This window comes from Psychrobacter fulvigenes (genome assembly GCF_904846155.1).
Classification (GTDB): Bacteria; Pseudomonadota; Gammaproteobacteria; order Pseudomonadales; family Moraxellaceae; genus Psychrobacter; species Psychrobacter fulvigenes.
Genome location: NZ_CAJGZP010000001.1, coordinates 3230293 through 3242434, shown reverse-complemented (window position 1 = coordinate 3242434; position 12142 = coordinate 3230293). Strand labels below are relative to the sequence as shown.

At 46.5% G+C, this 12142-nt stretch carries 9 protein-coding genes; 7 read left to right on the top strand and 2 right to left on the bottom strand.

The genetic code is table 11. The features are described 5' to 3' along the window. Nucleotides 1-109: 109 nt before the first annotated feature. Nucleotides 110-991 (bottom strand): IS982 family transposase, encoded by an 882-nt coding sequence (locus tag JMX03_RS13750; protein WP_201594757.1) that lies wholly within the window; start codon nt 989-991, stop codon nt 110-112. A 111-nt stretch (nt 992-1102) separates the two neighbouring features. On the opposite strand from JMX03_RS13750, the gene trhA reads away from it, so the two are divergent. Continuing rightward, the gene (gene trhA, locus JMX03_RS13745) at nt 1103-1729 is read left to right on the top strand and encodes a PAQR family membrane homeostasis protein TrhA (protein ID WP_201597466.1); all 627 of its coding nucleotides are present in this window, start codon (nt 1103-1105) and stop codon (nt 1727-1729) included. Nucleotides 1730-1803: 74 nt separating this feature from the next. On the opposite strand, the gene gltX is transcribed toward trhA, so the two are convergent. Then, on the bottom strand, nt 1804-3348 hold the full coding sequence (gene gltX, locus JMX03_RS13740) for a glutamate--tRNA ligase (protein WP_201597459.1): 1545 nt from the start codon (nt 3346-3348) through the stop codon (nt 1804-1806). 383 nt (nt 3349-3731) lie between these two features. Here gltX and rsmH point away from each other — a divergent pair, with 383 nt between their 5' ends. The 6 genes from rsmH to mraY all read left to right on the top strand — a co-directional run bounded on the left by rsmH (nt 3732) and on the right by mraY (nt 12052). Then, a complete protein-coding gene (gene rsmH / locus JMX03_RS13735) occupies nt 3732-4790 on the top strand; it encodes a 16S rRNA (cytosine(1402)-N(4))-methyltransferase RsmH (protein WP_201598161.1) in 1059 nt (352 codons plus the stop codon). A 201-nt stretch (nt 4791-4991) separates the two neighbouring features. Further along, nucleotides 4992-5429: a cell division protein FtsL gene (gene ftsL / locus JMX03_RS13730; protein ID WP_201576895.1), complete on the top strand. Its 438-nt coding sequence runs from the start codon at nt 4992-4994 to the stop codon at nt 5427-5429. Further along, nucleotides 5422-7530, top strand: coding sequence for a penicillin-binding transpeptidase domain-containing protein (locus JMX03_RS13725; RefSeq protein ID WP_201597456.1), 2109 nt, complete (start codon nt 5422-5424; stop codon nt 7528-7530). The genes ftsL and JMX03_RS13725 overlap by 8 nt, the downstream gene beginning before the upstream one ends. 157 nt (nt 7531-7687) lie before the next feature. Beyond that, nucleotides 7688-9355, top strand: coding sequence for a UDP-N-acetylmuramoyl-L-alanyl-D-glutamate--2,6-diaminopimelate ligase (locus tag JMX03_RS13720; protein WP_201597455.1), 1668 nt, complete (start codon nt 7688-7690; stop codon nt 9353-9355). A gap of 123 nt (nt 9356-9478) precedes the next feature. Further along, entirely contained in the window at nt 9479-10930 is a 1452-nt protein-coding gene (locus tag JMX03_RS13715) for a UDP-N-acetylmuramoyl-tripeptide--D-alanyl-D-alanine ligase (RefSeq protein ID WP_201597454.1), read from the top strand. A 3-nt stretch (nt 10931-10933) separates the two neighbouring features. Continuing rightward, nucleotides 10934-12052, top strand: a complete 1119-nt coding sequence (gene mraY, locus JMX03_RS13710) for a phospho-N-acetylmuramoyl-pentapeptide-transferase (RefSeq protein WP_201597453.1) — start codon at nt 10934-10936, stop codon at nt 12050-12052. Nucleotides 12053-12142 lie beyond the last annotated feature (90 nt).

The window sequence follows — 12142 nt, the reverse complement described above, 5'->3', positions numbered from 1 at the left end:
TCCGTACAGCCTACGTGACTGCATTAAGATTCGATTATTTTAAATCATATAACAGTGGTCTAAGTAACCCCAGTTCGGGATAAGCCACATTGTAACTCATTGATACTATTTACAATGTTGCTACCTGTCCCTGCTGAGGCATATTTTTGATGGTGGGTTTATAGGGAAACCAGCAATAAGCAATTAAACCTGACAGCAAGTTTGTGATAAACCCCGTGACACTACGATGGCGTGAGTGTTCAATTTGGCACAAGTTTTTAAGCTCTCCAAACACCGTTTCAACCAAAGAGCGATGATTGAGTAGTGCCTCATCCATAGGCTCAAGTAATTGGGGTTTCATATTACGCCGAAGTTTGGTTATCAACGTGGTATCACTGTGTTTTGTGAGCCACTCGTTTAGGGCTTTACTGATATAGCCTCTATCCCCAAACACCTTGCCAAACACAGGCGTTGCCATATCCTTAACAGGCACTCTGTCATCCGTATTACCCGCAGTGACTTTAACAGATACAAGCTCGCCCTTATGATTGATAATGGCGTGCAGCTTAAAGCCATAGAACCAGCCCATGCTGCTTTTGCCTCGGGTTGCAAGTCCCTTAAAGACTTTATGACGGTAGATACGCTTGTTATGACAAACTGCTATCTTGGTTGAATCAATATAGCTGATACCCGTACAGTCGCCCATCATGCTTTGCAAGTAGCTGCACAGTGGCATGATACTGCGCGGCACAAGCTCTATAAATCGCGAGTAGCTCGGCAGATTTGGAAACTCCCGTTTCATCATGCCAAGCATATGGTGGTAGTAAAACGCCTTAAACTGTCGATACCGCAGTTGATGAAACAGTACCAAGATGGTCATAATCTCTGCTACACTTATCTGGCATGCTCTTAACCTTTGGTGTCCCGTTGCGATTAAATGAGCGTCAAACTCAGGTTTGAATTGCTGATAAAAGTCGTCAATATGGCAGTATAGTTCGGTTAGGTTGTCCATGTAAGAAGTCCTTTTTGCTTAAGTGGTCTTGGTAAACTTACTTTAGCAACTTCGGACTTCTTTTTTTATCTTTTTTTTGAGCCCTTATCCCGAACTGGGGTTAAGTAGATTATGCATACACAAACTTTGTCAGAAGAGCGTCTTAATACCTTGACTCATACCATTGGTGCTTTTTTAGGCGCAATCGGTCTCGTTCTGCTTTTGCTAAAAGACAGCTATAAGACAAAATTTAGTCAAGTTGGCATTTTGGTTTATGGCTCATCTATTATTTTATTATTCACAGCGTCGGCAATGTATCACTGGGTGACCAACCAACGTCTAAAACAAAAACTCAGAGTTTTAGATCATGTCAGTATTTATCTATTAATAGCAGGAACTTATACGCCCGTATTGGTGATAAATCTATTAGATGGTAATGGGGTGTTTTTGCTCATTGCGGTTTGGACTATCGCGGCAGTGGGTACCATCATGAAGCTGTTTTTTACCGGAAGGTTTGAGGTTTTTTCGACCTTACTGTATCTCGTCATGGGCTGGCTGATTGTCATAGATTTTTCGGCGCTAAAAGAGGCAGTACCTTTTAATGGTTTGCTATACCTAGCTGCTGGTGGGCTGTTTTATACGGTGGGTATCGTTTTTTATGCTATCGAAAAAATACCTTATAACCATGTTATTTGGCATTTATTTGTCTTAGCTGGGGCTGTTTGTCATTATTTAATGGTATTAAATTATGTGGTTTAAGCCATAAAAAAATGTGGGTTTTGCTATTGCGCCACCCACGTTAATCGTATCTTTATGCAAGCTGTTTAATAAGCTTATTCACCATCAGCCAAAAAATCTGGCAACTCTGCCGCTTGCTTTTCAAGCTTTTTCAACTTCTTTTTACCCAAGCCGCCAAGTACCTCAATGCCATGACGCAAGCGAATCAGGGTCATATCAGCGCCGATAATCCACATAGAGTTCATGACTGGTGTCGATGAGGTGCTACCAGCAATGGCGACGAAGAAAGGCGCCATAAAGTCACGCATTTTGATATCAAGATGGGCAGCAAGACCTTTTAGCGTGGCATAGATGTTTTGTTCAGACCAAGTAGGTAAGGTCTCTAGCTGCCATAGCGCCAGTTGCAGCATCTCTATGATTTGCTCAGGAGTAAGCGATTTATGAGCAAAGCTCTCAGCAGTGATATCAGGTAGGTTTTGGAAATAAAAACCGCTCCAATTGACCGCATCTGAGAGTAGCTCAATACGAGGCTGGATAGCCGCAGCGATAGCCGTGAGCTTGTCGCTATCATTGGCCCAAGCAAGGATTTTGTTCTTCAGCTCTTCAGGCGTGAGGGCGCGCAACCATTCCGAATTGAGCCAGTTAAGCTTTTCGATATCAAAGATCGGGCCGCCAAGTGACACACGCTGAATGTCAAAGCTTGCGATCATCTCATCCAAAGTGAACTTTTCAGCTTCATCAGGCATTGAGTAGCCCATACGACCCAGATAGTTGAGCAATGCTTCTGGAAGCACGCCTGCATCACGATAGTAAGTGATCGAGGTGGGGTTTTTACGTTTCGACAGTTTGGATTTGTCTGGATTACGCAGTAGTGGCATGTGACAGAGGACAGGCATCTCCCAACCAAAATACTCATAAAGCAGTTGATGCTTCGGCGCAGAGTTGAGCCACTCTTCACCGCGCATGACGTGAGTGATTTCCATCAAATGGTCATCGACGACGTTGGCCAGATGGTAGGTTGGCAGACCGTCAGTCTTGAGCAGCACCTGCATATCGACTTGTGACCAAGGAATCTCAACGGTGCCGCGAAGCATGTCATGTACCAGACAGATGCCTTCGGTTGGCACGCGCATCCGAATCACATGTGGCTTGCCTGCAGCGATGAGTTGCTCAGTTTTTTCTGGAGGTAGGTGAGCGCAGCGACCATCATAGCGTGGGGTTTCGCCATTGGCCATTTGCTCAGCACGCATGGCATCCAGCTCTTCGCTGGTACAAAAACAGCGAAACGCATGGTCGCTTTCTACTAGCTGCTCAGCGTGTTTTTTGTAAATGTCGCTACGTTCACTCTGACGATAAGGTGCATGAGGGCCACCAACATCAGGACCCTCTGCCCAGTCAAGACCGACCCAGCGCAGGGCATCCAAAATCATTTGTTCTGACTGCTCAGTTGAGCGCGATTGATCGGTATCTTCGATACGCAAAATAAACTCGCCGCCGTGCGATTGTGCGAAGGCCAAATTAAACAGTGCGATATAAGCCGTGCCGACATGCGGAAATCCAGTCGGTGACGGGGCGATACGAGTACGCACAGGACGTTTTTCGCTAGTAGCAGTCGTAGATTGAGTTGATGTTTGTATCATAAAAATCTCAGAATGTTGTCGTTAATGAATAGGGCAGTGAAAAAAGCAATGATAAATGTTAATCAGAGGTTTGAATAAAAAATACAGATGAAACAATAGCCGTTTATATAGAAAAATAGCGTAAAATATATCGCTAGTATAACAGAGAGATGGGATATTTTTAACGAAAAGCCCTTCTAGCGCTTGACTACCAGTGTATCCTTGCGATAATAATGCTAGGCAAATCATAACTTGTTTATTTTTATCTGATTTTTTACTATTACTGGCCTTGTTGGTCGTCATTTATTGAGTTGTTTGTGTCCCTATCGAAATCTAAGTCAAAATCTAACGTTAGCTCTTCTTCTGCCGCCGATACCTCTGAATCGTTGACACTTTCTTCTTCTATGGGTGAAGCCTCTGCTCACGCCATTGCTAAGGAAACGAGTCAGGAAGGTACTAGGGCTGACGAATTGAGCTTTGTGCATGACGCTGTGCTGCTAGAGGAGACTGTCGCAGCGGTGCTGGGCGTCAAAGCGCTACCTAAGCAAAAAGACAATGTAGAAGATGAGAACAGCCTAAAAGTAAGTGGCATCTACGTCGACGCCACCTTTGGGCGCGGTGGTCACAGCAGATTATTATTATCGCAATTAGCCGATGATGCACAATTGATCGTCTTTGATAAAGACCCAACCGCCATTGCCGTCGCTCATGAACTGGCAAGTATCGATAATCGCGTCACAGTGGTTCATGACAGCTTTGCGACATTGACCGATAGCTTAGCCGCTATGGGCATTCATCAGGTTGATGGTTTGATGGCAGATTTGGGTATCTCATCACCGCAAATTGACGATGGCAGCCGCGGCTTTAGCTTTATGCGTGATGGCGCTGTCGACATGCGTATGGATACCAGCCGCGGCCAGTCTGTCGCTGAGTGGCTTGAACAAGTCGATGACGAAACCTTGGCCAATGTGCTCTATGAATTTGGTGAAGAGCGTCATAGTCGGCGCATTGCCCGTGCCATCAAGCAGATGGATAGCTACGAATCCACGCTTGAGTTGGCAGAAGTGATAAAGGTAGCGCATCCGAAATGGCAAAAAGGCAAGCATCCAGCGACCCAGAGCTTTCAGGCCATGCGTATTTTTATCAATAATGAGCTTGGCGATGTCGATGACTTTTTAGCACAAAGCATTCCGATTTTAAAGTCGGGCGGACAGCTGGCAGTCATTAGCTTTCACTCATTAGAAGACCGCCGTATCAAGCAGTTTTTGCAGCGTCATAGTAAAGGGCAGTATCCAGAAGACGAGAATTTGCCGATGCCGCCACAGCGCCCACGCTATTTTAGCAAGCCAAAACGGATTGCACCGAGCAAAGCTGAGGTCAGCCATAATCCACGTTCGCGCAGCGCTTGGTTACGCACAGCGACGCGTACGGATGTCAGCTATCAGCCTGTCGTAGAGTCATGATGTGTCATAAACGCTGTAATAATTACGCAACTGTTAAAAAGCTGTAAACATTATCTGTTAGGCTAATCGGTTGGTTTTCATCTGTATTTTTAGTCTTTGTGATAAGTCAGGTATTAGAGTTATCCTTTGTTGATGGTAATGATGAGCATAAACGTAACCTCACCCATCTTTTATATTTAAGTTCACTTTTTTGAGATCGTCATGGCAATATCTGACAAACCCACCAACCGTCGTGCCGCTTCATCAAACAATACCGATATCGGCGAGTTGTTCGTGCACCGCTTTAGTGTGGTGAACATTTATGTGGTGGTATTGCTGCTGCTAGCAGGCGCCATTGTGTGGAGCGGTATTCAGACTGCCAAAGACGTTCAACAATACCATCAAGACTATAGAACGTTGCAAGATATGAAAAAGCAAGAACGCAAGCTGCAAGTAGAACACCAACGTTTGTTAATTGAACAGCAAACCTTTAGTGCCACCCCGCAAATCGCTAGCCGAGCGGTCTCTGAATTGGGCATGTATTCACCGACGCTAAAAGACAAGCTCATTATCCAACCGGGTGCGGCGGCTCCTGTCGCGGCAATTGAAGCCATGCCACCTGCTGCAACTTCTGAAGTAGTGGAGGCTGGCAATGAGTGATAAAAAACCGACTAAGTCTGGCAAAGGCTCAGCCAAAAATACCAGCAAAAAGTCAGCCAGTGGCAAGGTTATCAAGCCTTTACGCCCTGCCAGCACTGCTAAGTCAGATACCACCTCTACAAACACGAAAGCCAATCCCAAAGCGAAAAAAGGCACTGCAAGTAATCGTGCCAAGCTGCTCGGCCGTCTAAAAAAGAATAAGACTCAAGGGGCATATACCAGTGTCAAGAATCGCAAGAAAGTGATTTTTACCAAGGCTTCTGGTGCCTCATCACGTGGTGGGTTTGAAGATGATAAAGGTCGCTTTATTACCATTTGGGCGATTGCGCTGATCATATTAGGTTTGTTAATAGGCCGTGCCTATTACATACAAGTGCTAAATGCGCAGTTTTATCAAGAAAAAGGGGATGAGCTCATCACCAGTGTGCGCACGCAGGCATCCTATCGCGGCATGATTACGGATCGTAATCAGCTGCCGCTTGCCATCAGTGCGCCACTGTCCACTGTGTCATTCAGCCCGCATGACTATGCGCGTGAGTACTATGAGCTAAGACGCATACAAGTCGAAAATCCGAATCAGCCACAACTACAAGCGCGGGTAAAAGAGCGCTTGGAGAATATGGATCTGACTCGTCTGGCGGCGGCGGCCAACATACCAGTGGATAAGTTACAACAAGCAGCTGGTATCGATGCTAGCGTCGATGTGACGGATGAGGAAGCCGTGAAGGCGGCGTTACCATCAGGTGCAGGGTCACACTATCTGCCGCTACTTAATAAAGTGCAGCCAGAAATTGCCCAAGGTGTCAGCTCGCTCAATTTCCCTGGCGTTTATGAGAGAAACTTCTTTCAGCGTTATTATCCACAGCCACAACCAAACTCGCAATTGTTAGGGTTTATGGGGCAAAACGCCAATGATCCTGAAGGTGGCTATGAAGGTCGCGCTGGCATTGAGCGTCAGTACGAAAAAGTGCTGGCCGGCTATGACGGTAAAGTTTTGGTGCTAAAAGATGCTCGGCAAAATAGCCTAAAAGAAATCAAACAGCTTGAGCCAGAAATTGCTGGTCAAGATGTCGCGTTGACGATTGACTCGCGGTTGCAGTACTTACTATATAAAGAGCTTGAAAAAGCAGGTCGCTTACAAAAAGCGCGCTGGTCGAGCGGAATAGTCGTTGATGTACTGACTGGTGAGGTGCTAGCCCTATCGACTTGGCCGTCCTTTAACTCAAACAACCTCAATGAGATGACGGGTGAAAACCAGCGTAATCGTGCGCTACTTGATGTGTTTGAGCCTGGTTCAGTGATGAAGCCGTTTACAGTAGCGGCGGCCTTGGATTCTGGTAAATATACTGCCAACTCTTTAATTGATACCAACCCTGGCTCTATTCGCGTCCGTGGCTATACGATTCGTGACCATAATAATCTAGGCATGATTAATATGGCCACGCTACTACAGAAGTCCAGTAACGTCGCCTCGACCAAGATTGCGCTGTCGCTACCGCCCGATGCGATCACCAATATGCAAAAGCAGTTTGGCTTTGGCGCAAAAACCCCTCTACAGTTCCCAGGCGAGGGCAGTGGATTGGTAGTGACGCCAAAAGAAAAAGAAACGGCTAGGCGGGCAACCGTGAGTTATGGTTATGGTCTACAAGTGACGTTGGCACAGGTCGCTCAAGCTTATGCAGCATTGGCTTCGGGCGGGGTGATGCATCCCTTAACGCTTATCAAGGATGGTGAGAAGCCACCCAGTAAGCGTATTATGGAGCACGAGCAAGCGATGTCGATTGTGAAGATGCTTGAGGCGGTGACAGTGCAAGGTGGTACAGCCAGAGCTGCGGCTATCGATGGCTATCGCGTGGCAGGTAAGACGGGTACTTCACGCCGAGTGAATCCTGACGGTGGCTATTATACTGATCAGTATCGTAACGTTTTTGCGGGTATGGCACCAGCGTCGAACCCTAGACTGGTGGGTGTGATGCTCATCGAAGACCCTCGTGGTCAGATTTATGCAGGTTTGACGGTCGCGCCAGTCTTTCATAATGTTATGAAAGAAGCCTTACGTCTGTATAATGTGCCCCTAGATAAGCCGCTACAAACTGAATAATTAACAATAGAACGGGTATGTCAGTGTTTATCATTTATAAACACTGATTGAATCAGTATTGACTGATTTCTTAGCTGTATTGGTTGTTGTCGATATTTATAAATACTTAACAGACGCTAATAATAATTTTAATTTTTTCACCGTTTAGGATTTACTTATGACCACATCATCACAGCACGCCGTTACTTTGCAACAGCTCATGGAGAGCAGTCGTGGTGATGCGTTAGGTCTACAGTTGTCACAGATGGTCAAAGGCTTAGAGAATCCAAGTGATATTACCAATATCGCTTTTAGTAACATACGTTTAGACAGTCGCCAAGTCGCGACTAATGATGTGTTTGTACTGTTACAAAGCCAGTCAAAAAACTGTCAAAAAAGCCGTGAATACGTGTCACAGGCCGCTAAAACAGCGGCATTTATCTTAGCAGAAATTGATCCACTGGCGTTGTTTAGTAGCAGTGATCGTCAACTTGATGACACTCAGCCCAGCGCACAGCAGCAATTGGCAGCGCTGCCTTGTCCTGTCATTTATGTGCCCGATATCCGTGATTTTTTAGGTGAGCTGATTCAAGCTTGTCTGCAATCTCAGCAGCCTGTCGCACTGCCGACGGTCGTTGCCGTTACTGGTACTAATGGCAAAACCACAATCAGTCAGCTGGTGGCGCAATTAACCCAGCTGGCAGGCATGAGTAGTGCAGTGATGGGGACAGCGGGCAACGGTAAGCTGGGTGCGCTCGTACAAGCCAGTCATACCACGGGTGACGCACTGGCAGTGCAGCAGTTCTTGTATCAGATGGGCGCTGAGGGTGCTGAAGTACTTGCGCTTGAAGCCAGCTCCCATGGTCTGGATCAGCAGCGCTTGCAGGGTGTGCCAGTCAAGGTAGCTATTTATACCAATTTGAGCCGTGATCATTTGGACTATCATGCTGATATGGCAGAGTATGCCGCTGCCAAGGCAAAACTGTTTGATAAGCGTCATTTCCCGACATTGACTCACGCCATTATCAATATCGATGATGAACATGCTCAGATAATGTTAGAGACTGCTCAGGCGAGCGGTTTGATTGTTTTCACCTACAGTTTGTATGCCTCAAAAGATGCCAGCTTTGTTGCCTCTGCTATTACGCCAAGCTTAGAAGGGGTAGACATCAGCTTGCACAGTCAAGCAGAAACTCAGCTTGAAGATAATCAATTTGCCAATAAATCGCTTAATCAGATAAATATTGTCAGCCCTTTATTAGGGCGTTTTAATGTGGCCAATTTGCTCGCTGCGATTGCGGCGGCAGTTGCTTTAGGTATAAGTCTTGAGCGTATTGCGACTTTAGTGCCACAACTACAAGGCGCTATTGGCCGTATGCAGCGGGTGCCATCAAATGATGGCTGCTTTATCGTTGACTATGCGCATACGCCTGATGCCTTGAGTCAAGTATTAGACAGCCTTAGAACCCATTGTCATGGGCAGCTATGGGCGGTATTTGGCTGCGGCGGTGATCGTGATGCTGGCAAACGTCCGTTAATGGCACAAGCAGGGCTAGCAGGTGCTGATCAAGTCATACTGACCGCCGACAATCCACGCAGTGAAGATCCAAATGCCATCCTGCAAGACATGCAGGTTGGCATGGATGACGAGCAGTATCAACGCACCCATATCGAACCTGCACGCCAAACAGCGATTGCATACGCGGTAAGTCATGCCAGTGCTGATGATATCGTCGTCATCGCGGGTAAAGGTCACGAGACTTATCAAGAGATTCATGGCGTGCGTCATGATTTTGACGACAGTATTATCTTGCAGCAAGCACTGCAGCAAGCAGGACGTATTTAGCTAATAAGTTGAGTGCAAAATTTACTTTTTTGTCTGTTTTATTTTCTATAAATAGAAAGATGATGACAGCAGACAACATGCGATAAGCAAAAGATAAGCAAGTCACCATACAAGGTAAAAACTATGACAGCTGATAATGATAACAGCAGCCAGTCGCAAGGGCTTTATGTCTGGCAAGCAGATAATTTGCTCGCGGCAACAGCGACGCTTGAGAGCCGCTGGCACTCTGCACCAACAGCGCCAACGAAGACAGACGCTAACGTCACCAGTAAGCGTATCACCACCGATACCCGCACCATCAAAGCCGGCGATATCTTTTTGGCATTAAGTGGCGATAATTTTGATGGACATGATTATATCGATGTCGCTGCAGAAAAAGGTGCGATTGCTGCTATTGTCTCGCGTCCGATTACTACTTCCATTGCTAATAAAATCCCGCAGCTGATCGTCAATGATACCCGTTTGGCATTGGGTCAACTGGCCGCTTTTCGTCGCCAGCAACATCAAGACTTGACCGTGATTGCCATTACTGGCTCTAGTGGCAAGACCACTTGTAAAGAGATGCTAGGTAGTATCTTTGGTCGCCTTGCACCAACGCTAATCACTCGCGGCAATTTGAACAACGACTTGGGCGTACCGATGATGCTGCTTGAGTTATCAGACCATCATCGTTATGCGATATTAGAGCTTGGAGCCAATCATATCGGTGAGATTGCTTATACCACTGAGATTGTCCGTCCTGATGTGGCTTGTATTTTAAATATTGGTACAGCGCATTTGGGTGAGTTTGGTAGCCGTGATGGTATTTGCCAAACCAAAGCAGAGATTTATCATGCCTTAAGTGATACGCAATTTGCGATTGTTCCTGATAAAGATGACTATGCCAACCAGTTACGCCGTATCGCTGAAAAATATACCTCACAAGTGATTGGTTTTGGCAATACTGATGTCAGCGCCAGCCACCTCGATGTTGAGCCTGAGCGCAGTGAGTTTAAATTGCATGTCGGCGGTCAGGTTCAGGATATCAATCTACCATTGGCAGGTGAGCATAATGTCAATAATGCGCTTGCCGCTGCGGCCTGTGCTCATGCCCTAAAGATCGATATCGCTGATATCGTCATCGGTCTCGAAAACTCGCGCCCTGCCAAGGGTCGCCTGAACAGTCAGCTGCTAGGTATGCACCGTTTGATCGATGATACTTATAATGCCAACCCGCACTCCGTACGTGCAGCTGCCAAAGTATTGGCGGCGCAGACGGGTACGCAAGTAATGGTGCTCGGTGACATCGCTGAGCTTGGTGAGGCGGCTATCAGTGAGCATCAAAGTCTCGGTCGTACCATTGCAGCAGCAGGTATCAATGTGCTGCTCTGTGTAGGTGAGTATGCCAAATATAGCGTGGCTGGCGCGGACGAAATCGGCGGCATTAGTGCACATGCATTTGATGATAAGAGCAGTCTCTTGCAGTACTTGCAGCCATATTTGCAGGAGCAGCAAGCTCAGCCTTGTACTGTGTTGTTTAAAGGCTCTCGTTCCATGGAAATGGAAACACTTATTGATGCGCTAATAAAGGAGTAAGCGGTGTTAGTTTGGTTGTTTGGCTGGCTTGGCCAGTATTATACGCCGTTTACTGCGGTTTCTTCGTTGACACTGCGGGCGCTATTGGCCGTTATCACCGCGCTTGGGTTCAGCTTGCTGTTTGGTGGCCGTGTTATACGGCATTTGCGTACACTCAAGTATGGTCAGGCTATACGCAACGATGGACCACAGTCGCACCTGATTAAAACAGGTACACCTACCATGGGTGGGGTGTTGATTTTGACCTCCATTGGCGTGTCCACCTTATTATGGGCGCGCTTGAATAATCCCTACGTTTGGATTTTGCTGGTAGTGATGGTCATCTTTGGAGCGGTTGGCTGGGCTGATGATTGGCTCAAAATCAAACATAAAAACCCTACAGGTTTGATCGCCCGCAAAAAGTACTTTTGGCTGTCAATGGGCGCCCTATTCGTAGGCGTTTCTTTATATTATATTGCCACTCAGCAGCCGGATATCAGTACGACCCGTGAGATGCAGGATTTATTATTGCCCGTCTTTAAGAACTGGATTATTCCATTCTCCGCTGTGCCTTTTGGCATTGCTTTTATTGTCTTCACCTATTTTGTGATTAATGGCGCTTCTAATGCGGTCAACTTAACGGATGGCTTGGACGGTTTGGCTATCTTGCCAGTAGTTTTAGTTGCTGCAGGCTTGGGAGCGATGGCCTATGTATCAGGTGACATACGATTCTCAGAGTATTTATCGGTTCCTTATATCCCCTATAATTCTGAGGTGATTATTGTTTGTGGCTCGATGATAGGCGCTGGTCTGGGCTTTTTATGGTTCAACGCTCATCCTGCACAGGTATTCATGGGGGATGTAGGGGCATTGGCACTGGGCGCGATGCTGGGTACGATTGCGGTGATGTCACGCCAAGAGATTGCTTTTGCGATCATGGGTGGTCTGTTCGTTGCCGAAGCCGTGTCAGTAATACTACAAGTCGGCTCCTATAAACTGCGCAAAAAACGTGTGTTCCGCATGGCGCCATTACATCATCACTTTGAAGAAATTGGCTGGAAAGAAACCCAAGTGGTGGTGCGTTTTTGGATTATTGCCATTGTACTGGTGGTATTAGGTTTGATGACTTTAAAACTGCGTTAAGCTGCAAATATTCGACAGTATATGAAAAGCCATTTCTGAAGCATCAGGGATGGCTTTTTTGTCACTTATGCATAGCAAAATTTGCTAAGA